Source organism: Paenibacillus sp. J22R67 (assembly GCF_059692175.1).
This window is the reverse complement of record NZ_JCAUAX010000006.1, coordinates 317,929-339,016: the sequence shown is the minus strand read 5'-3', so window position 1 is coordinate 339,016 and position 21,088 is coordinate 317,929. Positions and strand designations below refer to the sequence as shown.

Genomic DNA, 21,088 nt, shown 5'->3' with positions numbered 1-21,088 from the left:
ATGATACAACAACGATTATTGAGATTGTTATCAAGCAGTTTCTTACGATTTTTACTTGTCGGTGTATTCAATACATTAGTTGGCCTTTCCGCCAGCTTCGCTTTCTTCAATTTGCTGCAAATGAACTATTGGCTCTCGACATTCGCGGGAAATACGCTAGGCGCTATCGTCAGCTATACGCTAAATCGTACATTTACGTTCCGTTCGAATGCCAGTGTAGGCAGCAGTTGGTGGAAATTTGCGATCGTTATATTAAGCTGCTACGGCTTGTCCTATAGCTGCGGTCTGCTGCTCTCTGAAGCCGCAGGCGCACTGTGGCCGGACTTGCAGGTAAACTGGCTGCACAATGTCGCTATTTTGGTTGGAAATGGCTTCTACACCATTGGTAATTATTTGGGACATAAATATTTTACATTTCGGGCTAATGGTCGCACCACCAGCGGGGTATCCTAATCACCAAGAGGTGATGCCTAATGGCACGTAGAAGAAGCAACCGGGCCATCGTGCCCGGATCCGAACACGGACTCGGAATTCTTAAAGCACAAGTCATGCGAAATCAAGGTTATAATGTGAATCCAGAGCGGCCTGATTTGGTCAAATATGAGGTCGCCAGAACGTTGGGTGTTCCCCTGCAGCAGGGTTACAACGGCCAATTGAGCTCGGAAGACGCGGGCAGGATCGGCGGTCCGATTGGCGGCGCAATGGTGAAGGAACTCGTTCGTATGGCGCAGCAGAAATTAGCGGAGCAGCGGCCCCCGCAATGATCCGCTTCACAGTAGATGCCATAATCCGCCGCGGCTATACATAAACTAATAGCAAGCTGCTTGCAGCGCTATTTTCTATGCAAAAGTCAGGTGATGATGGTCGATGAATCCTCCAGGCAACCGTCCGCCAAAGCCCGATTGGAAAGGGCTCACGGCGCAAGCCGGCGATGTGCTGGGCCCTGAATTCTGGCAGGACATTGCCAGTATCATCCCGTTAACCGGGCCAAGAATCGATATGTATGAAACACCGCAGGAGCTCGTTGTCGTCGCGGAGGTTCCCGGGTTGTCCGCCCCCGAGCAGATTCAACTATCTTTCCGCGATCAATCGCTGTTAATCCGAGGGCATCTTGTTCGGCCTTATCAAGTACTTGATGAGCAAATGAGACTGTCCGAGCGTTTCTTCGGGGCCTTTGAGCGTACCATTCGCTTACCAGGAAGAGCGTTGACTGAGCAGATGCGGGCGCAGTATCATAACGGTCTGCTTATCATCCGCATTCCTTTGGCACCACCCGATGGGGAGAAAGTTATTCCTATTCAGTTCACATAACGTTCAGCCACCCTAAGCTTGCCGGAGACACCGTCACCTGCCTGCAGTAGGATCAAGGTTGAGCGTTATTTGTTTTGAGATTTTTGGAAAAGAGAAATGAATCTTCGTTTGTCCCCATATAATGAAAAGAGAACATTCGGAAAAGCGGATATGGAGGGGATTATTGTGGTACGCATCCAATTTCAATCAATTCATATCGACAGCCTAGCGGCATCATCCAGTGTGAACAAAGGAACGAATCGGATCGTCGGCAGACGGCATTCCGCGAAGACCAATCAGGGACTCGGAGAAGTGAATGGCGAGGGGAATGTTGTGATCGGCGGTAAGCATCTCGTTAACGACGGGGACCTCTTTGATTTTAAACCATTTATCCGAAAGAGCTGAGAAACAACCATGTGGTTTCAAAAGAAAAAATCACCGCCTCCCAAACCGCAAGGAGCGAATACTGTGGCACCATCACAAGTCGGGGCAGCCGCTCCCAATAGACATGAGCCTGGCTCAGTCTCTGCATCTGCCTCTGCTCCCTCTTCCCTTACCGTTCAGCAATTAGAAAAGCGCATGAAGAAATTAGAAGAAGAGTTATCCAACCTGACCGCCAAGCATCCGCAGATTCATATAGATACCCTGCATGTTCATCAGCCAGTCTTAGAAAATCTAACCTTTCGTTTGGATCACTTGGATATTAAAGAACTGAGCGGCTCCTTAAATTTGGGGAACAACTTCGGGGCTAAGCCGAATGAGAAAAAAGGCCCTCTCGATGAGGCTTTTCAGCGTGCTCAAGTGTCAAAAGAGCCGCCTGCGGCAACTTCCCGACCAGCGCCCACTAAAGCCCCTAAGGGAGAGTCCCCCGCGCAGGCGGAGTCAGGCACCGACGGCGCGGCGTCATCGACAGCGCGAACCTCCACTGGCTACAAGTACACGCCGCCGCAATCCAAAACGAAATGAGGTGTTCCCCCTTGTCATCCTTCATGTCACCGACTTTTATCATCGGCTCGATCCGAATCGGATCGGTTGAAAGTGCTTCTTGTATCAATATGGGCAACAATTGGCCCACAGATTTCCAGAGCAATCAGAAGACTGTACAAGGCTTTGGCGCTGTAGAAGGCGACAACAATCAATTAGTTGGAACACGCTCCATGCTCAACGACTCCGACTTCCTCGATATGCTCAATGTCGGCGATAATGAAACACCTGACTGGCTCCAGGAGATGATAACTGCACAGGCGGAAGCCTCCGGCTACACGCCACCTTCAGGTGCCAAAAAGCCGGAAGAGTCCGTTAGCACGCCGCAAACACCAGACTGAAGGCGTGTTGAAGCTGTCTTTTATATCCGGCCAATAACGAGATCCCCTTTGGTGTAAGGCGCGTCGATAATGTCGTTATCGTGAACCGTGTTAATATTATTCACTACATAATTGTTCTCACCGCTTACTTCGCCAAGGCCGGAATTCGACTTCCCGCTTGTTGTCCAGTACACTTGCGTATTCGTCCCGATAAAAATACCGGAACCATCCGATATCGCATTCACATGAATAGAATCAAACTGAATGAGCGGCGGGTCTAGAGGAATGGCGGAAAGAGGTGCTCTCTGCATACGACTCACCTCACTCTATTAGACTTGATTCGTAACTGCTGGTTTGAAATCCTGATCATTAATTGGGGCATCAATAAAGTCATTATCATAGATGAAATTCACAATATTGGCGGATATCGAATTACCGATGAACTCACCGGTTCCGTAATTGTTTTTACTGTGCGAATCCCAGCTAGACTGTGCATTCTCACCGATCCCGATGGTTGCATTGGTGTTCTGATTGTTAATATTGATCATGTTAAAAACGATAGAACTCGGCATACTGCTCACTCCTATCATGGGTTGACAAGGCTATGGGATGAATCCTGTATGCTAGCCTATTCACTCGTCAACCAATTGGTGTACGAATAACATATACGCAAAAAAAGGGCTGCACCATTTCGGCACAGCCCTTACTTTTTAGCTTACTACCAAAAGCCGCCAAAGCCACCAAAGCCTGGGCCGAAGCCACCACCAAAGCCACCGAAACCAGGGCCAAAGCCTCCTCCAAAGCCTGGGCCAAAGCCACCATAACCAAAGCCGCCACCGTATGCATAAGGTGCAGTACCAATTGCTAATAGGTCAAACAGTACCAAAGGGATAATCGCTTTAACTTGAACTTTTTTACCTTTTTGTGGAGCAACGATCAACGTGTTTCCACTGATTCTTACCAATTTACCGGACACGCTTGTTCCGTCTTTCTTAAGAGCCACAATTTGTTTGCCGACCAATTTACGAACATCTGATTTACGAATTTGGGATGCCACGAACGTCCACCTCCTTTTAGCCACCAGGGATACATTGCTCTACAGTGTACTCCTGTGTAGGTAACATCGCTTGGATAGCTGTCCACCCAACCTGAAAAATAGTCGTTCGCCTATAAAAAATGCCGCTTTTCCAGGTCATACGCCTAGAAAAACAGCATTTTATCAATAAGTGCCTATCCCTTACGAATCTTTCCAAGCTCTGTTGTTATAGCATCGATCTCGCTGATACTGAATCTATCTTTACTTGCGACCATGTCGTACAAGTCTTTCAGATCCTCATACACTTCCTCTTTCACGTTAGAGGCCTTAATGGAGCCCCCCGTAGCCATGCGAAGCTTCTTCTTTATTTCTTCAAACATAAATTCCACATTTTCTTCCGACCAATTATTTAAATCCATGTTAGACCCTCATCCTTCCCAGCTGTTCTTTTCCCTATATTAATGCACATGAGGGCTAATGTAAAATACAAGCTTCACACGCGGCAAAAAAAAAAGAAGAAAGACCATCGTCCCTCTTCCTTAACTAGTTATATGGCATTGGTGATTGGCAAATGCGGTCCCACCATTTTGACAAGCGGGCGCTGCTGCTCATGAGAATCTAGGTCCAAGCTTACACAAATAAGACGAATGTGCTCATCAGCCAGCCTGCGGGCTTCTTCATAAGTAATTTTGAACTGGATGCAATACGATATGAGGCCGTGTAGAGACATAAACAAATTCCAAGGAAGAGTAAATCTTTTGCTTTCGAAGCCAGGCTGGTCCGTTACAACCTGACGAACGACGATGGAGAACATTTCGAGGCATTGCGCTTGTTCGGTACGGGAATACTGCTGCAGTTCAGGTTCATTCAGCATGAACATCATTTCATAGTGGTTCGGATTGGTAAGGCCAAACCAGACGAACTCCATCATTAACTTTTGAAGCAAATTCACGCTAAATCCATGTTCACGTACGATCATTTCCCGTTGACGCTGCATCAGCAAGGAGAAATCGTCTTTAATTAACGCGTAGAATAGTTCTGCTTTCTCTGTAAAATGGTAATATAATGCCCCATGACTGTACCCCATTGCTTTTGCGATGCTGCGCATCGTTAAAGCGCGATAGCCGAAAGTGGCGAATAATTCCCGAGCCTCGGTAAGTATCCGTTCTCTGCTAAGCTCTTGCGCGACTGCTTTCCTAGCCATTCCTATCCCTCCGCATCCTTAGCCTATTTAATTTTGTTTAGTCTTGAACCTGCCTATACGGGCAGGTTCTTGTGAACGATGTACTCGTTCTCTCCAGCGATAATAATACCTTGACCTTGCGTAAAATCTGTTGCCCAATTGATAAATGCATCCGCAGCTCCTGCTAAAGGATAGCAACTTACTGTTACTTTATCAGTAAAATCAATATCCCCGAGAAGCATTCCCTGATTTCTCAGTTCATTCTCGATTTTGCCATACCACGTATAATCAACCTCAATCATCACCCTCTGATGATTTACTTTGTAAACGGGTTGTGCAGCTTCAATGCCCACCACGGCTCCATCCGTATAAGCCCGAATGAGTCCGCCCGCGCCGAGCATGATGCCGCCGTAATAACGGGTTACGACGATAGCGATATTCTTGAGCCCTTGATGCTTAATCACTTCCAGAATCGGCTTACCTGCCGTGCCGCTCGGTTCTCCGTCATCAGACTGCTTCTGAATCTGGTCCCTGTCTCCGATGACGTACGCACTGCAGTTATGTGTAGCCGTCTTGTGTTCCTTCTTGATCGCTTCAATAAAGTGGGCAGCCTCTTCTTCTGACTCCACAGGCTTGGCATGACCGATGAAACGCGACTTCTTGATGATGATTTCCGACGATCCGTACGATTGGATTGTTTTGAAATTTGCTAGCATAGCCGACCTTTCTTGGTAGAAGGAAACAACTGTTTCATTACATTCTACACACTAGTTTTGACTTCGACAATATTGTAAGAAAATTTACCACATAAATAATGGTAATTTTCCATGAAAAAAACGATCTATCCGGTTGGATGGATCGTTTTTGTTCCTTACTTTCGTAAATTACTTCTCTAAACGTGCTTCCAGCTCCGCTTTTTCTTTCTCGTAACCCGGTTTGCCTAGAAGCGCAAACATATTCTTCTTGTAAGCTTCAACGCCTGGTTGGTCAAAAGGATTCACACCCATCAGATAACCGCTGATACCGCAAGCTTTCTCAAAGAAATATACCATATACCCGAAGGAATAAGGCGTCATGTCTGGCAGCGTAACGATTAGGTTCGGTACGTGTCCGTCCGTGTGAGCAAGCATCGTGCCTTGGAAGGCCTTTTTGTTCACGAAATCCATCGTTTTCCCGCTCAAGAAGTTAAGTCCATCTAAATCATCAGCATCTGTACCGATCGTAATATGATCAGCCACTTGGTCAACTTGAATCACCGTTTCAAACAAGATGCGGTTGCCGTCTTGAACGAATTGGCCCATGGAGTGAAGATCTGTAGAGAAATCTACAGAAGCCGGGTAGATACCTTTGTAGTCTTTCCCTTCGCTTTCGCCGAACAGTTGCTTCCACCATTCCGAGACGAAGTGCAAAGATGGCTCGTAGTTAACGAGAATTTCGATCGTTTTGCCTTTGCGGTAAAGCGCGTTACGAACAGCTGCATATTGGTAAGCTTGGTTCTCGCTAAGCTTCGGATTCGCGTACTCGCGCTGAGCATCCGCAGCACCTTTCATGATCGCTTCTACATCAATACCAGCTGTCGCGATTGGCAGCAAGCCAACAGCAGTCAGAACGGAATACCGTCCGCCTACATCATCAGGAATTACGAAAGATTCATAGCCTTCTTCATTGGCTAGTGTTTTCAAAGCTCCTCTAGCTTGATCCGTTGTTGCATAGATACGTTTGCGAGCGGCTTCTTTACCATATTTCTTCTCGAGCAGTTCACGGAAAATACGGAAAGCAATCGCTGGCTCTGTCGTTGTTCCGGACTTCGAAATTACGTTCACGGAGAAATCTTTGCCTTCCAACAATTGAAGAAGGTGTGTTACATATGTAGAGGAGATGTTATTTCCAACGAAATAAATCTCTGGCGTTTTTCTTTTATCTTTAGGCAAAATATTATAGAACGAATGAGACAGCATTTCAAGCGCAGCGCGCGCTCCCAAATAAGAACCGCCGATTCCAATAACAACAAGCGCTTCAGAGTCAGACCCAATTTGTTTAGCCGCCGCTTGAATGCGAGCAAATTCCTCACGATCATACTTCTCAGGCAGTTCCACCCACCCTAAATAGTCAGAGCCGGCACCTGTTTTGTTATGCAGCTGATCATGCGCCAGTTCTACCTGCCCAGACAAATAATCAACCTCATGTTGGGATAAAAAGGACAATGCCTTGCTGTAGTCAAATTGTAGCTTAGAGCTCAATATGCTCGCCTCCATCTCTATTTTTTTCCTTTTCCTAGCATACTTATTTGCTTGTACAAAAGCAAGTAAAGAAGGCATTCACAGGTTAGATTTCCCATGATAAAATGATTCCAGAGGTGAATGATCATGAAACGTATCGGCTTTATCGGACTTGGCACAATGGGCAAACCCATGGCTGCTAACCTTATTCAAAAAGGTTTTATGGTAACCGTTTATAACCGTACTCCTGAAAAAGCGGACGAGCTGGCTCGTCTTGGCGCTGAAGTGGCTTCAACACCTGCCGATGCTGCCCGTCATTCGGATGTACTGTTCACCATGCTTAGCAATGATGCCGCTTTGTTGGATATATTTTACAGCGAAGAAGGCGTTCTAAGCGGTATTCATCCCGCTCTTACGATTATTGATTCCAGCACCGTTTCTCCACAAACAAGCCAAAAGCTGGCTGAGGAGCTTGCAGCCCATTTCGTCGACTTCCTCGACGCGCCTGTCACAGGCAGTAAGCCTGCAGCCGAAGAAGGCTCGCTTACGTTCATGGTCGGCGGTAGTCAGGAAGTGTTCGATGAACATGAGCAGCTCTTCCTTGCAATGGGCCGTAAAGCCCTTTACCTAGGCCCTTCCGGCTCCGGTTCCTATGCCAAGCTTGCCAATAACACCATGGTGGGCATTAACTTGCTTGGGTTTGCCGAAGGCTTATCTATCGCATCCAAAGCAGGGGTTAACCTTGAGAAGTTTCTAGAAATCATCCGCTCTGGCGGAGCAAACAGCAAAATAGTCGACCTCAAAGGCGATAAAATATTGAACCGCGATTTCAGCAATCAATTCTCATTAAAGCTGATGCTCAAGGATCTCTTGCTTGCTCAAGGACTGGCAAGTAATTTCCAATTGCCGGTTCCCCTGCTGCAAACAACGGCAGGCTTGTTCCAAATGGGATTAAGCAAGGGCCTTGGCGATGAGGATTTGAGCTCGGTCATCCAATGCTACGAAGACTGGATGGGGCAACAAATCGCAAGAACTAGCGAGCCTGTTGTCGCTCAAGAGAAGCCGGCATCGCCGCTTTCAGGTCGTGAGCGCCGTCGTAACACACGTGTGAAGCTGGACATCAACTTGAAATTGTCCATCTATCAATGGGAGCAGGAAGGTTCCTTCTCCGGCCAAAACATCGACGGCACACTCTTCGACCTGTCGGAGAGCGGACTGCAGATCACAACTGCTGCACCACTTGCGCCGGACATGTTCATCGTCATCCACTTCCCGCAGGAAGCGGAGCTCCCACCAATCACCGCTCGCGTGATTCGGATCGAGACGGATGGCGATAAGTTCCGCTATGGCTGTATGCTATCTGGCTTGCCGCCTTATGTGCGGATCAAGCTCGAGAAGTATATTGATGAGCATATTGAGAACGCTTTGTAGCGGTTATTGGAAGTACTTGAAAATATGAAAATGTAAATACAAGGATACATGTAAACTCATTGATGCGTGAAGAACACCGTCTTTCCTATTGGGAGAGGCGGTTTATTTTGTTTGGAGGGGATTGGCTTGAGCTTTGATTTGGAGTATGAAGCTTTAATAAACTCCCATAGAGGGAAACGCTCAGGAGAACGGATGCGTAGATTGCTAGAAGGACACGGACATGCGGAAACATTATTTTTGCGGCAGGTGTGGTGGACAGCTATCGGACACTTTCGTCAACTGCATCCCGAATATGAAGTAAAAGATTTTCAAGACGGCACTCGTTTCATCGATTTCGCCTATCTTCGCCCGCCGTACCGAGTAGCCATTGAAATTGATGGCTTTGGTCCTCATGCCAGAGACATTGACCGCTCCCGCTTTGGAGATAATCTCATGCGTCAAAACCAACTCGTCCTGGACGGATGGAAAGTGCTCCGCTTTTCCTACGATGACATCACTCACAAGCAGCGACGCTGTCAGCAAATGATCTTGCACTTTATGGGACGTTGGTATGGAGATGAACAGTCACCTTCCTTGTCGCTTGCTCATCGGGAAAAGGAGATCGTTCGCCTAGCAGCCAGCTCCACGTCTCCTCTTAAGCCACGTGACGTGGCGGAGCAACTTGGCATTCGCGTTGAGCATGCTCGCAGATGGCTGCATTCGCTGCACCAGAAGGGGATTATTCGACCGGCGAGCGGAGAGAAGCGGATTCGCTCCTATGTGTGGGATGCTGCTGGAAAGAATTTGTTTCTGTAGGGTGAGACGGAACCTTTGCTCGTTGCTCCCCTGATGGATATCAAATTGGAATAAGAGTCTTTGGAGACTCTTATTCCTTTTCTATTGTGGTTTTGGGTAGAGATAAGAGTCTCTAGGGACTCTTATCTTCTAAAAACTGCTCCCTAGACGGGTGTTTTGTAACGAATAAGAGTCCTTGAAGACTTCTATTTTTATACATTTTAGCTTAAATGCAAGAATAAGAGTCGGTAGAGACTCTTATTCTTGCATGCTCCTCACAGTTGTCCAGATGCTTTTCTGAGTTCGTTGGCCAAGCGATGAAACTCAGCTCTAGCTTCCGCAACCTCAGTGCTTGTCCAGGCGGCGGATAGGAATGTGATTATTTTATTCGCGTCATCGGTGCTCATGATATACTCCCCTTTCTCTTTGGTTGAATCAAACCTCGTGAGATCGCTCCCTTCAATAATACGAATTAGTTTGTCCGCATACAGCGGATCGGTTGCGTATCCTGCGTGCTGCAACTTTTGGCAGGCCAATCGGTAGTCCAGCTCGTTCAATACGTTGGCATACCTGGAATTTTGGGAGAGAAAATACGAATGATCACGAATACTTTCGTACCAACTGTCGTAAACACAGAAGCCATCTACAATTTGAAGCCATCTGCCATTAATAAACTCCTGAGTAACTAACAGTTGCCCGCTCCCCTTGATGCCAAACAGATTGTTGCCTGGTGCATGGCTTCCCCAACCGCTTTCTAAAATAGCCTGTGCCAATGTCACACTTGCCAGAGTGCCAAACTCCCGCATATTCGCTTGCGCAGCTGGTGCTATTTGCGCGATAAAACTATCCTTGTTCATAATCCTTCACTCTTGTTGCGAAGCACTTGAATCATTTGTTTCAAAAAGCTAGGCAGTGGCAGTCCTAACCGACCGTAATTTTCAGTGATCGATATAAACTCATTTGCCAAGTAAAAATAAATCGCCCCCGTCATCATGAGATTCGTGTTTAATAGAAGATCCATGCGGTGAGCCAGCATAATGACAAGCAGCATCATGCCTTTGCGGGTTAACCCCCAGAAGCCAACTTGGCTATTTAGACCGCGCTGTTCCTTCATGGAGGCGGCAATGCCTGTGACATAATCAACGGCGATTGCCATCAAGAATAGGCCCATCAATTCACTCACCCCGCCGAAGGCATAGGTTACACACGCGCTAAGCGCGGCCAAAATCGAGCTGAACATAATTTGATTCATCGGTTTCGCTCCTTTCTTTTGAGATGGGAGTAAGAATGGTTGTGTTATCAAAATATTTACCATGATATAGATGCCACACCCTCCATACTGTTTGCTGCAGTAACTGTTGTTTTTAACTCCCAATACTTGTTGATGTTGGTCGTTTTGTGCGTGAGACTGTCTGTGAACAGTGACTTGAATTGTTCAATCGTATGCGGCTGGAGCATGTTGCTAGCTTTCCAAATGATAGGTTCAGAGACTAGACCAGCTATCATTGCGTTTAGCATCGTGTTGAGATTCGTTTGCGCCTCGTAGTCGAAGTCGTAGGTATGGTTTGCGCCCAATGCGTTGGAGGTAAAGCCTGATAGTATTGCTGCGTTGCAAGCTGTGTCGAGTTCGGTGATTTTTGAGAGTTTCTCACTGGAGATTAAGGATTCAGGTGTTGGCTGCATAGCTACCCATGCGGTTTGCAATTCTTCCTCAGTTGGTTGGGCGGCTTCGAGGTTCCATTGGGCGATGTAGGGCCCGCTGCCATCTGAATCGTCTTGGACGATGAAATCCATCATAGGATTGGCTTGCGGTAATAGGTGAATAATTGCTTGTGCTATGTTCATGGGGATTTCCTCCTTTATGCGATTCTTGTAATTGAAAGGAAATTGCTTCCCGTTGCAATTGTTGAGGCTGTGGCTGTATTTACGTAAACTTCCAAGTAGTCCCCTGCGTTAAGTTTAATTTGACCACTGCCGATTAGTACTGTCGCGTTTGTGTTTGTTGGCTGATAGTTCAAATACTGATCTGCAGAACCATTTTTGTATAGAAGTAAACTCATGCTGCCTGTAGTGTTTGCCGAAAACGACAAAGTTACGTTAACCTGATACACACCCGCTTGTATAGCTGTGAATCTACTTGCTACTGTTGAAAACTCAGCTAAATTGTCATGAATTATAGTGTTCCAAGTTGTTTTACTATTAGTAGCCGCACCAATTGATTGCCCTGCTGAGTTTAACACCCTGAATGAACTTCGGGACGCTGTAGTGTTATCTCCCCATGGGTTAAGCACATTGCCGTTTTGCCGCTGAATATCATATGTCCGTCTCGCGACGATCTCATTGGCTCTTACTCGCGCATCAATGTCCGCCTGATTTGTTACTAGCGCATCAACAACGGTTTTCAAGTTACTTGGGACTTCTCCAGAAATACTTGTTATTGGAGCAGACAATAGATACTGATCCGTTGCAATGTATGAGACTTCATACGCTGCTGATGGGTCAAATCCACTTTTGTGTAAAACAGGCTTAACAATACCTCTAGTAACTGCATCAAAGTAATTCAATGTCCACAATGAGTCACTTGATAGAGAACTTCTATTTGACTGAGAATCAAGTTTACTATTTTTAAAAACATTGATTATTTTAGATATTGGGCTTTTTAAATAAGTAGTTGTATCCCTTGTATCATTTAAAGTGTAATATATGCCATCAACACTTTTTAATGGCATTTTCTCCCGCAAAACAAACCCTTGCCCCACTTCAATTTGGTTCAAACCCTCATGAAGTGACATGCTGCCGTCGGCTTGAATTTCCTCGAACGTAGGTATAGCTAGTTGATAAGTGAGTTTATAAGGCGAAAATACTCCCGTATTAGGTGCGGGTGACGTTGGAAGTATAGCTACCACCGGCCATAGTACTCGCGGTAGGCGCACCATTATATGCAGTTAATCTGTAGCACCACCCCTTTATACCCGCCCCATTATTTTTATTTGCCGGATTGCCCACCGAAATATCGTACATGACCCAACCGTTGAAATAAGCTTGAATCTCTTGTGAAGTCGGGGAGTAATCTTCGCCCCAACCACTGTCTGTGTTGGCAATCCCGCTAAACAATATTTTATTGCTAGTATCTGCCCACATTACGTCAGGCGCGTTTACGTTTTTTGCTAATATTTTTCCGTCGTACTTTATACCTATCGGATATATTTCAGCAATATTAGGTAGTGATAAAGCAACCGTTTTACATCCAGTCATGCCAGATCCAATAGTCCAATTCAAACTTCCATCAAGCACCATGTCCTTATACCGTCCCTCAACAAAATACCTTCCATCACGTTTAAACAACGTTTCATAAACCGTTCCATCTATACTTGACGCAAGTTGTGTGTTAGGGAATGCCAAAATATCATCATTGCGTGACTTGAAAGACTTAGCTGTTGAGCCAAGGGTTAGCATTGGGTTTGATACAGTGCCACTTCCAAATCCATTAATAAAAACACATATACTTGAGTTGTTACCTGTATTAAATGTTCTTTCATTTGTGGAATATGCTGATATAGCTGTAGAAGATGTAGCATCAAAAACGGCAACAGTTAATCCCGTTGGTGTAAATGATAAGAAATAGTCTTCATTCGGTATTACAGGGATGTTTATGTTAAGCCAAGCTCCTGACGGGATTGTTGCAGGCTGATTATAAACATAAGGTGAAACAACCATTGTCGTGGAATTAACTGTTCACTCATTAAAAGACGGTAGTAGGTTTTCACCATATTTAATTACATAAGGTGCATTAACATGTTTTATATCGTCTACGTACGGGTATTTAGCTGCCACCTGCGCGTCTGTCATTGCGTCAAATTCGTTATATTCTGTTTGAGAAACTTCGTACACTCGAATGCCATCAAAGTATGAATTTTCCCCTGTTGCCGTAAACACATCGGCATTTGTTGAATTTATAAGTTGCAGTCGTATTTGAGCGCTTATCTCTGTTGAACTTGTAGCAAATTTTAATCGTGTAATACTAAATTTGGTCGTGTTCGAGATTATATTGGAATAAGGTGTCTTAACGGTTGCGCTTGAGGAAGTGTACGTTACAAGACGTAAAGCAGCTTTACCTAAAACTGGTTTAACGTTCCCTATCAATACATAGTATTTAAAGCAGCAACCGATGCCTGAATGCCCGTATCTGTTACGCCGTCCAGCGCAAGCACATGGAATTCCTGCGTCTCCAATGCGCTCAAAGCATTCAAGTAATCTGCTGAGGCAACCCCGCTGATACCAGAGCTGCCGCCAGTAATGCACTGCCTGATACGGGGCAGCCAGGGTACCATTGCCTGGAGCAAGAACAGTCGCTGTTAGCTAAATATTTCCACTATCTTGATTTAGAGCATCCGCAGCTGCCTGAACGGAGCTACCCGAGAATGTAAATGTCTTCAGAACTGCGGAGCCTTCAAGCAGCTTCAAATCCTTTTTCGACGCATCTACCGGATTCGTCTGAATAATGACCGAGAAGCCATTGCCTCGTGCACCTTCGTACTTCGCTTCTAGCTTCAGTACATTGGCAGAAGCCGAATCCTTCAGTGTTAAGGCAGCTTTGGCTGCTGTTGCATCCGCAATACGGTAAGCAAGCACCTTCTTCGGCTTGCCGAGCAATGCCAGTTTCAAGATCGCTTGCGCAGAAGCCGAGCCGCTTTGATCGCGACCGAAAGCATCGTAGATACCTTGCTCACTCGTAATTTCAACAAACTGTCTCATAGCTCCCCAATTTGCTTTCACCGGGACGGCTACAACGCCTTGACTTCCAGGCAAGATCGCACTTAACGCCGCAGCCTCAAAATTCATATAAAATCCCGGTAATACCGGTCGATCCGTTCCACTCCAAGTTCCACCCGCCATTATTCCTGCACCTTCCTTTGTAAAAAGTTTTGAATTGCTTGATTAACGTATGCGATCGAAAACATCGTTTCAGAATCGACCTGCAAGGCACCAACAAGCACTTCCGGGGTACAATCAAAAAGCGTTTTTGAATTCGCCATTAGTTCTTCTTTGTCATACAACACGATGTCTTCATCCGCATTACCGTTTGCTTGAGTTTTGCTCTGTCTCAAATCAGTCACCTCATTCTTAAATTTTTGTTTCTGTGTGAACGCCAGCTATCAATGGTGTTGAACCTTGCGCTGCCCCAGCAGCACCTGTCAACGTCACCGTCAGCACGCCCGTAGACAAATCGCCTGAGCGAATCGCAGCTTGAGCATCCAGCACCGTTAACCATCTGCCGCCCAATCCACCAAGTGGCAATTTGGCCTGTTCAGCCAAGCCAAGCATTAGCACTTGCGCTGCCAGCTGGTATTCACTTGCCGACCTAGCAGCTATATGGCCAACGAATTGCTTGGACAGCTGTTGAACGCCTCTCGAGGCTGCTGCGCTATGCCAACCCGTGCACTGCCATGAGACTGCCGGTCGACAGGTTCCATTGAAACCGCGATAGACACGCCATTGCCCGCCAAGTGCGGTTTCCGTGAACTGGGAGATAGCTTCCAGCCACGATTCGACGACAGGCTTGATTTGCTTAAGCAGGAAGACAGCTTTCATAGCGTATCTGCCTTCTGCATCCAAAGCCTGTACAGCTGGCAGCGACGTAATTTGCGCCGTAAACTGCCCGCCGTCCACCTGAATGGTGCCTTCCTCCGGTTCTAGCATCCGACCAATGATGCGCCAGATTCTCTCCTGCGCGCCCTCAGTGGTTGCACTTCTGACCAGCAGGCTCAACTTGCGCCAACTGCCAGGCGCATCCAGTTTGAATTCAGCGCTGCCTCCGACATGGCAGATTGTAACTGCCTCATCGGGGTTCTGAGATTCGCTATCCACGAACAGGTCAGTGCCGAGCGTTCCCTCTCCTTTCGCTTGTAAAAACAGCGCCAATTGTTTGGCCATGTTATTCATTCATTCTCTCACCTCTCTTCGGTTATTTGTTTTGAAATTCAAAACATTTTTTTCTTTACAACAACCACTTCCTCGCTTCTGCTCCCGCTAAGCCTTGCTTAAAGGCCTTAAGAGCTTAATCACTTCAATCTTCTTCAGCAGCATCACCGCCTTCTTGGTCTACACATCGATCTTACCATGCCTCCAATCGAATGCATTGCCAACAAGCGGCCAACAAACAACCACACTAACCAAGCGTTCGGAGCACCTCTGCCCGCAGCATGTAAGCCAGCTTCTCCATCGCGCGTGCCTTCACCCTTCGATAGGTACGCTCGCTCAAATTCACCTCGTAACATAGTAAGTAATCTAACATTTTCTCCTTCTGCAAATAACGTCTACGTATAATCTCTTCCTCTTGCTCATCCAGTCGCGACAGCGCCTGCTCAACCTCAGCAAGCAAGAGCGCTGCCTGCTCCTCTGACGCGAAAGCCACGTTATATTCAGCAGGCTCCTCCGCCACTTTTGGCGCATAATGCCTGCCGTTATCTTTACGCACGCCTCCAAGTGTCTGGTACAAACGAACCGTCTCAAGCAGGCTCTCCACCTTTTTCCGTGTAGCCCGCTTGTCCACCTGATCTTGATCTATATGTAATATTTGTTCCAACATCCTCATCATCTCCCAAAATTTGTCGTTTTGAAATTATAAACAAATCATACGCTAATCTTGTTTATAATTTCAACACAAAAGTTTTGAGAAACGAAAAAAACGCTTGTTTTTTGTACCTCAAACCATTTACAATAAGTAGCAGGTGATGAATCGATGAAAGATATGGTCCAGTTCGGCCTTCGAATCCGGCAGCTGCGCAAACAGAATCATTTTACCCTTAGAGAGCTTGGAGAGCGGTCCGGTGTTAGTTATTCGTTTATTAACTCCATAGAAAATAACCGCTTCAGCCCATCTAGGGAAACGGTGATCGCGCTAGCTGACTCGCTTAATCGCGCTGACAAGGACGAGCTCTTGCTGCTTGCTGGCTTTGCGCCGACGGATGAAGAGTCACTGGAAGCGCCTACCGGACCCGGAGTTAGTAACATCGATGATCCTGAGGTCAGCCTATTCTTTAAGGACTTCCAAAGTGCGCCCAAGGAACGACGGGACGAAATGCTTCGTTTCTGGCACTTCATCAAAGAGCAGCAGATCAACCGTACGCCGGATAGCGAGCAATAGTACATATGATATGAAGTTAAGCCCAACGGGCTTTTCTTTATCCTTATAAATCGAACATATATTCTCATTTTAATCATATCGAGGTGTTTACCCTGTTTACTCACTATCACACTACCCCTCTGGAACAATGGGTCGAAGCGTTATATGAGCAGCATGAAATCACAATGCCAGCTCAGCTTTGCATGACTCATTTGGCGGCTAAGCTGCGCATTTGGGTGTATACCATGGATATGAACAGTATGGCGGTCGAAAATAACGGGCAATTCAGCATTAACGTTGACCGTCGTCTCTCCCCTAAGGAGCAGTGGGAAGATTTCTTGCACGAGCTCTGCCATGTTCTCCGGCATTCCGGCAACCAGATGGCGATGCCTGATCGTTATGTGAATTGGCAGGAGCAGGACGCATCCGCCTTCCAGCTCTACGCTGCCATTCCCCTCTCCATGCTGAAGAACCTCGCGCTGCCCGAGAACAAGAATGAAATGATCGCGTATCTATCTGAAGAATTCCAGGTCACTTTCCGTCTGGCCAAAGCGCGGATTGATCAAATTGAAAGGCGTGTTCTACAGGGGTTACTCGACTATGAATACCAACAAAATACACAAGGCCAGACAAACAAGAAATACGATTCGTCTAATTGGTCCGAAGGAACCCGTTTGATCATGAACAAGCTGGAGTTTTTAAAATCCAAGGGGGTGCCTGCAGGTGGCAAAACTAACCGTCTTTTATGATTATCATGATGAGGGCATCGTGCCGATCCTCATATCGCTGCGTTTTCGCCCAAACGAGCTTGATTTTAGCAAAAATTCGCTATATATACCGCTGGGAGCACCTTTTCAACAGCTGAACATGGAAGACATCAACGAACTCGATGTCGGTATCACTGTGTTAATGGAGGACCTCATCGTCAATCCGGAACGCCCCCACGCTATTGGCATCTCCCTCTCCAGCTTGAAGCTTCGACATGCCGCACAACTGGAAGGACTCTTCGATATCCAGCAGCTATGGCTGCGGATGAATGACATCGAGGAAGTACTTCAGATGGATGTTCGCACTTTATACCCTTGGAATGACTCTCGCAAGCCCCCAAAATAAAAAAATCCCACACATCCATGAACAATGTTCACCAGATGTATGGGATATTATGATCTATTCACTAATATAAGAGCAGATATAATCGCTAACTGTTTTCACTTCAAGCTTGAATTTTGCATTAGCTGGAACGGTGAACTCACCTTGTCCATTGATGCTGATCCATTCGCTGCTACCTGGAAGAAGGACGTTCAGCTCACCAGCTTGGATTTCCATAATTTCTTTCACATCTGTTCCGAATTCATACTCACCCGGAAGCAAAATACCCAAAGTTTTTTTCGTGCCATCGGCGAATTGCACCGTGCGGCTGGTTACTTTACCATCAAAATAAACATTAGCTTTCGTCAATACCGTTACATTTTCAAAGCTGGACATGATCAATAGTTCCCCCTCTAAAATGGCTATAAAATAAGGCCAAGCCCACGCGAGGTGGGCTATGGCTTTGTGACTAACGCGGCTATGTTTGTTCTAAGCGAGTAGAGCTTTGACTCTAGCTACAACGTTCTCTGCTGAGAAGCCGTATTCTTTCAGAACCAAATCGCCAGGCGCGGATGCACCAAACGTGGAAATGCCCAAGATAGAACCTTCGTCGCCAACATAACGTTCCCAACCAAGTGGGAATGCCATCTCAACAGCTAGGCGCTTTTTGACATCTGGAAGAATGACGGAATCTTTATATTCTTTGGACTGTTTCTCGAACAGTTCCAAGCTCGGCAAGCTGACAACGCGAACGTTAATACCTTCAGCTTGTAGCAGCTTTTGCGCCGCGACAGCCAATTGTACTTCGGATCCTGTTGCAAGAATTTGAGCATCTGGCTTACCGTTTGCAGCATCGGATACAACATATCCACCTTTGCTCAGGTTCGCTTTCGCGCCTTCAACTGCACCTTCAAGAATCGGCAGGTTTTGACGAGTCAAGACAAGGGCAACTGGACCCGTTGCTTGGGAAATCGCATAACGCCATGCTTCGGACGTTTCGTTTCCGTCAGCAGGACGAATAACCGTAATACCTGGAATAACACGAAGCGCAGGCAATTGCTCAATCGGCTCATGCGTTGGTCCATCTTCACCAACTGCGATACTGTCATGTGTCAGAACGTAGATAACCGGTAGCTGCATAAGTGCCGCTAGACGGATGGACGCACGTAGGTAGTCGGAGAACACGAAGAATGTTGCACCGTATACTTTAACGCCACTATGCAGAGCCATACCGTTCATTGCCGTACCCATACCGAACTCACGAACGCCAAACCATAAATTACGGCCAGCATAGTTGCTCGCGCTGTAATTGGATTCGCCTTTGATCATCGTATTATTGGAGCTCGCTAGATCCGCGGAACCACCAATTAACTGTGGAAGCAAAGGAGCAATCGCGTTGATCGCATTACCGGAAGCAACACGAGTTGCCATAGGCTTGTCCGATGTGCTGTAAACCGGAAGGTTCGCATCCCAGCCTGCTGGCAGTTCGTTATTAACCGCAGCGCTGAATTGGTTACCCAATTCCGGATAAGCTTTGATGTAATCATTCAAAAGAGTGCTCCAAGCTTGTTCAGCTGCAGCGCCTTCTTTACCAATTTCCGCATAGTGGGCACGAACTTCATCAGGAACCAAGAAGTCTGGTTCTTCTGGCCAGCCGTATGCTTGTTTCGTCAATTTCACTTCGTCGCCGCCAAGTGGGGAGCCGTGAGGTCCAACGTGACCGCCTTTTCCACCTTTGTTCGGGCTACCGAAACCGATTGTTGTTTTCACTTCAATCAAAGTCGGACGAGTTGTATCAGCTTTCGCTTCAGCGATCGCTTTGGAGATTGCAGCAAGATCATTTTGCTCTTCTACGCGCAGTACTTGCCAGCCATAAGCTTCAAAACGTGCATGAACGTTTTCTGAGAATGCCATATTCAGCTCGCCATCAAGCGAGATATCATTTGAATCGTAAAGCATAATCAATTTGCCCAGTTTCAGGTGAGCTGCTAAGGATACCGCTTCCGAGGAAACGCCTTCCATCATGTCACCATCACCACAAATCGCGTATGTATAATGGTCGATTACTGGGAAGTTCTCTTTGTTATATGTCTCTCTCAGGTGAGCTTCTGCCATAGCCATACCTACTGCCATACCAATCCCTTGTCCAAGTGGACCGGTTGTTGCATCGACACCTGGCGTGTGACCGTATTCCGGATGTCCTGGTGTTTTGCTTCCCCATTGGCGGAAGTTTTTGATCTCTTCAATCGGCAGATCATATCCACACAAGTGAAGCAGACTGTATAGTAACATGGATCCGTGACCCGCAGAAAGTACGAAACGGTCACGATTGACCCATTTCGGATTAGCAGGGTTGTGCTTCATATGCTGTTTCCACAGCACGTACGCCATTGGAGCAGCCCCCATGACCATACCAGGGTGTCCTGATTTAGCTTTCTCAACGGCATCGATACCTAAAGTACGAATCGTGTCAACTGCTAATTGTTCGATTGTTTTATTTGTTGCTGTCATTTCGAAAATTCCCTCCTATATGTCTCTACTTACCTAAGTCTTAACTTGTACATACAAGTGACTTTTCTCGCTTGCATTATTGTACCATTTGCTTTGAGGCTTTGCCACAATAAACCGTTAAAACTCGTCGGAATTGCGCTCACCAGCAAAAAAGACTGTATCCTTATTGGATACAGCCTAGTTTTCCCATCAATTGAAAACGACAGTCTTATTATTATGAACAATAATGCGATCTTCCACATGCCAAGCAACAGCCCTGGCAAGAACAATGCGTTCAATATGGCGGCCGATTCGCTTCAAATCCTCTACATTATCGCGGTGGCTAACCCGTTGAACGTCCTGTTCAATAATAGGTCCACCATCTAATTCCTCCGTCACATAGTGCGCGGTTGCACCAATAATTTTCACGCCGCGGTTATGCGCTTGGGCATACGGCTTACCACCTACAAAGGCTGGCAAGAACGAATGATGAATATTAATGATGCGATTCGAGTAATGTTTGATGAAAGACGGCGAGACAATCTGCATGTAGCGTGCCAATACAATAGCATCCACTTTGTCTCCCACGACTTCAAGCTGGCGGCGTTCCGCTTCAGCCTTCGTATCCGCCGTAACTGGAATATGGTAATACGGGATGCCGAAAGGCTCTACCAGCGATTGCATGTCTGGATGATTAGAGATAACCATCGCAATATCCGCATTCAAATCGCCAGCGCGCCAGTGCCAAAGAAGCTCAAGCAAAGCATGATCTTCCTTCGAGACGAAGATTGCGATGCGCTTCTTCTGACTAGCTAGTGACAGACTCCAATCCATGGAGAACTTATCAGCAACAACAGAGAAAGCCTCTTTCAATTGCTCTACACGGCTCTCCAACTTATCCAAATCGAACTCGATCCGGATGAAAAACATACCGCCTTCCGGATCCATCGTATACTGGTCGGATTGCACGATATTCGCGCCATATTCAAAAAGAAACTGTGACACTGCCGCCACGATGCCCGGCTGATCCGGGCAGGAGATCAACATTCTTGCTCTATTCGCCCATTCGCTCTCCCTACGAGACAGGCTATTTGCATTTCCCCGTTCCATGTGAATCCCCCTAGTTGCTTTCTACTCTCTATGCTA

General features: G+C 46.6%; 31 protein-coding genes. 11 read left to right on the top strand and 20 right to left on the bottom strand.

All coding sequences use genetic code 11. The annotated features are described in order from the left end of the window. The 6 genes from AC58VC_RS23615 (at window position 1) to AC58VC_RS23590 (ending at window position 2,615) form a co-directional block, all read left to right on the top strand. Window positions 1–453 carry a GtrA family protein gene (locus tag AC58VC_RS23615; RefSeq protein ID WP_497371922.1) on the top strand — a complete coding sequence of 151 codons (453 nt, stop codon included), beginning with the start codon at window positions 1–3 and terminating at the stop codon, window positions 451–453. A 20-nt stretch (window positions 454–473) separates the two neighbouring features. Beyond that, the gene (locus AC58VC_RS23610; RefSeq protein WP_477500208.1) at window positions 474–764 is read left to right on the top strand and encodes an alpha/beta-type small acid-soluble spore protein; all 291 of its coding nucleotides are present in this window, start codon (window positions 474–476) and stop codon (window positions 762–764) included. Window positions 765–867: 103 nt separating this feature from the next. Next, window positions 868–1,311, top strand: coding sequence for an Hsp20/alpha crystallin family protein (locus AC58VC_RS23605; RefSeq protein ID WP_157317986.1), 444 nt, complete (start codon window positions 868–870; stop codon window positions 1,309–1,311). A 165-nt stretch (window positions 1,312–1,476) separates the two neighbouring features. After that, window positions 1,477–1,695, top strand: coding sequence for a hypothetical protein (locus tag AC58VC_RS23600; protein WP_497371920.1), 219 nt, complete (start codon window positions 1,477–1,479; stop codon window positions 1,693–1,695). 63 nt (window positions 1,696–1,758) lie between these two features. Continuing rightward, on the top strand, window positions 1,759–2,256 hold the full coding sequence (locus AC58VC_RS23595; protein WP_497371918.1) for a hypothetical protein: 498 nt from the start codon (window positions 1,759–1,761) through the stop codon (window positions 2,254–2,256). A 23-nt stretch (window positions 2,257–2,279) separates the two neighbouring features. Beyond that, a complete protein-coding gene (locus AC58VC_RS23590; RefSeq protein ID WP_497371916.1) occupies window positions 2,280–2,615 on the top strand; it encodes a hypothetical protein in 336 nt (111 codons plus the stop codon). A 20-nt stretch (window positions 2,616–2,635) separates the two neighbouring features. On the opposite strand, the gene AC58VC_RS23585 is transcribed toward AC58VC_RS23590, so the two are convergent. The 7 genes from AC58VC_RS23585 to AC58VC_RS23555 all read right to left on the bottom strand — a co-directional run bounded on the left by AC58VC_RS23585 (window position 2,636) and on the right by AC58VC_RS23555 (window position 7,053). Beyond that, the gene (locus AC58VC_RS23585) at window positions 2,636–2,905 is read right to left on the bottom strand and encodes a hypothetical protein (RefSeq protein WP_497371914.1); all 270 of its coding nucleotides are present in this window, start codon (window positions 2,903–2,905) and stop codon (window positions 2,636–2,638) included. A gap of 18 nt (window positions 2,906–2,923) precedes the next feature. Next, entirely contained in the window at window positions 2,924–3,166 is a 243-nt protein-coding gene (locus AC58VC_RS23580) for a spore germination protein (protein WP_497371912.1), read from the bottom strand. Window positions 3,167–3,312: 146 nt separating this feature from the next. Further along, on the bottom strand, window positions 3,313–3,651 hold the full coding sequence (locus tag AC58VC_RS23575) for a hypothetical protein (RefSeq protein WP_497371910.1): 339 nt from the start codon (window positions 3,649–3,651) through the stop codon (window positions 3,313–3,315). A gap of 173 nt (window positions 3,652–3,824) precedes the next feature. Further along, window positions 3,825–4,049, bottom strand: a complete 225-nt coding sequence (locus AC58VC_RS23570) for a DUF1128 domain-containing protein (protein ID WP_497371908.1) — start codon at window positions 4,047–4,049, stop codon at window positions 3,825–3,827. 128 nt (window positions 4,050–4,177) lie between these two features. After that, entirely contained in the window at window positions 4,178–4,834 is a 657-nt protein-coding gene (locus AC58VC_RS23565; RefSeq protein WP_145658145.1) for a TetR/AcrR family transcriptional regulator, read from the bottom strand. A 53-nt stretch (window positions 4,835–4,887) separates the two neighbouring features. After that, window positions 4,888–5,529, bottom strand: coding sequence for a YigZ family protein (locus tag AC58VC_RS23560; protein WP_497371906.1), 642 nt, complete (start codon window positions 5,527–5,529; stop codon window positions 4,888–4,890). A gap of 168 nt (window positions 5,530–5,697) precedes the next feature. Further along, window positions 5,698–7,053 (bottom strand): glucose-6-phosphate isomerase, encoded by a 1,356-nt coding sequence (locus AC58VC_RS23555; RefSeq protein ID WP_497371905.1) that lies wholly within the window; start codon window positions 7,051–7,053, stop codon window positions 5,698–5,700. A 126-nt stretch (window positions 7,054–7,179) separates the two neighbouring features. Here AC58VC_RS23555 and AC58VC_RS23550 point away from each other — a divergent pair, with 126 nt between their 5' ends. Both AC58VC_RS23550 and AC58VC_RS23545 read left to right on the top strand, forming a co-directional pair. Then, on the top strand, window positions 7,180–8,463 hold the full coding sequence (locus tag AC58VC_RS23550) for an NAD(P)-binding domain-containing protein (RefSeq protein ID WP_497371903.1): 1,284 nt from the start codon (window positions 7,180–7,182) through the stop codon (window positions 8,461–8,463). Between the two features lie 126 nt (window positions 8,464–8,589). Next, window positions 8,590–9,258 (top strand): putative endonuclease domain-containing protein, encoded by a 669-nt coding sequence (locus AC58VC_RS23545; protein WP_497371901.1) that lies wholly within the window; start codon window positions 8,590–8,592, stop codon window positions 9,256–9,258. Window positions 9,259–9,512: 254 nt separating this feature from the next. Here the strand turns inward: AC58VC_RS23545 and AC58VC_RS23540 are convergent, their stop codons facing one another. The 10 genes from AC58VC_RS23540 to AC58VC_RS23495 form a co-directional block, all read right to left on the bottom strand. Then, a complete protein-coding gene (locus AC58VC_RS23540) occupies window positions 9,513–10,094 on the bottom strand; it encodes a glycoside hydrolase family 73 protein (RefSeq protein ID WP_497371899.1) in 582 nt (193 codons plus the stop codon). After that, window positions 10,091–10,489, bottom strand: a complete 399-nt coding sequence (locus AC58VC_RS23535; RefSeq protein ID WP_497371897.1) for a phage holin family protein — start codon at window positions 10,487–10,489, stop codon at window positions 10,091–10,093. The genes AC58VC_RS23540 and AC58VC_RS23535 overlap by 4 nt, the downstream gene beginning before the upstream one ends. Before the next feature lie 56 nt (window positions 10,490–10,545). Beyond that, window positions 10,546–11,082, bottom strand: coding sequence for an XkdW family protein (locus tag AC58VC_RS23530; RefSeq protein ID WP_497371895.1), 537 nt, complete (start codon window positions 11,080–11,082; stop codon window positions 10,546–10,548). A gap of 14 nt (window positions 11,083–11,096) precedes the next feature. Next, on the bottom strand, window positions 11,097–12,011 hold the full coding sequence (locus AC58VC_RS23525; protein WP_497371893.1) for a complement C1q domain-containing protein: 915 nt from the start codon (window positions 12,009–12,011) through the stop codon (window positions 11,097–11,099). 97 nt (window positions 12,012–12,108) lie between these two features. Next, complete coding sequence (locus AC58VC_RS23520; protein WP_497371891.1) at window positions 12,109–12,954, bottom strand: hypothetical protein; 846 nt, start codon at window positions 12,952–12,954, stop codon at window positions 12,109–12,111. 422 nt (window positions 12,955–13,376) lie between these two features. Beyond that, complete coding sequence (locus AC58VC_RS23515; RefSeq protein ID WP_497371889.1) at window positions 13,377–13,568, bottom strand: hypothetical protein; 192 nt, start codon at window positions 13,566–13,568, stop codon at window positions 13,377–13,379. A gap of 28 nt (window positions 13,569–13,596) precedes the next feature. Continuing rightward, complete coding sequence (locus tag AC58VC_RS23510; RefSeq protein ID WP_497371887.1) at window positions 13,597–14,133, bottom strand: phage tail sheath N-terminal beta-sandwich domain-containing protein; 537 nt, start codon at window positions 14,131–14,133, stop codon at window positions 13,597–13,599. Further along, window positions 14,133–14,345, bottom strand: a complete 213-nt coding sequence (locus tag AC58VC_RS23505) for a YqzN/YkzM domain-containing protein (protein ID WP_497371885.1) — start codon at window positions 14,343–14,345, stop codon at window positions 14,133–14,135. Before AC58VC_RS23505 ends, AC58VC_RS23510 begins: the two co-directional genes overlap by 1 nt. A 16-nt stretch (window positions 14,346–14,361) precedes the next feature. Next, window positions 14,362–15,180, bottom strand: coding sequence for a minor capsid protein (locus AC58VC_RS23500; protein ID WP_497371883.1), 819 nt, complete (start codon window positions 15,178–15,180; stop codon window positions 14,362–14,364). A 226-nt stretch (window positions 15,181–15,406) separates the two neighbouring features. Then, complete coding sequence (locus tag AC58VC_RS23495; RefSeq protein ID WP_497371881.1) at window positions 15,407–15,826, bottom strand: ArpU family phage packaging/lysis transcriptional regulator; 420 nt, start codon at window positions 15,824–15,826, stop codon at window positions 15,407–15,409. Window positions 15,827–15,979: 153 nt separating this feature from the next. Between AC58VC_RS23495 and AC58VC_RS23490 the strand changes: the two genes are divergently transcribed. From AC58VC_RS23490 to AC58VC_RS23480, 3 genes are all read left to right on the top strand, one after another. Next, on the top strand, window positions 15,980–16,384 hold the full coding sequence (locus AC58VC_RS23490; RefSeq protein WP_497371879.1) for a helix-turn-helix domain-containing protein: 405 nt from the start codon (window positions 15,980–15,982) through the stop codon (window positions 16,382–16,384). A 182-nt stretch (window positions 16,385–16,566) separates the two neighbouring features. Then, entirely contained in the window at window positions 16,567–17,112 is a 546-nt protein-coding gene (locus AC58VC_RS23485) for an ImmA/IrrE family metallo-endopeptidase (protein ID WP_497371877.1), read from the top strand. Beyond that, window positions 17,087–17,476 (top strand): hypothetical protein, encoded by a 390-nt coding sequence (locus AC58VC_RS23480; protein WP_497371875.1) that lies wholly within the window; start codon window positions 17,087–17,089, stop codon window positions 17,474–17,476. Before AC58VC_RS23485 ends, AC58VC_RS23480 begins: the two co-directional genes overlap by 26 nt. 54 nt (window positions 17,477–17,530) lie before the next feature. Here the strand turns inward: AC58VC_RS23480 and ppnP are convergent, their stop codons facing one another. From ppnP to purU, 3 genes are all read right to left on the bottom strand, one after another. Continuing rightward, window positions 17,531–17,848, bottom strand: coding sequence for a pyrimidine/purine nucleoside phosphorylase (ppnP, locus tag AC58VC_RS23475; protein WP_145658187.1), 318 nt, complete (start codon window positions 17,846–17,848; stop codon window positions 17,531–17,533). Between the two features lie 93 nt (window positions 17,849–17,941). After that, a complete protein-coding gene (tkt, locus tag AC58VC_RS23470; RefSeq protein ID WP_497371873.1) occupies window positions 17,942–19,963 on the bottom strand; it encodes a transketolase in 2,022 nt (673 codons plus the stop codon). A 189-nt stretch (window positions 19,964–20,152) separates the two neighbouring features. Next, a complete protein-coding gene (gene purU / locus AC58VC_RS23465; protein WP_497371871.1) occupies window positions 20,153–21,052 on the bottom strand; it encodes a formyltetrahydrofolate deformylase in 900 nt (299 codons plus the stop codon). Window positions 21,053–21,088: the final 36 nt, after the last annotated feature.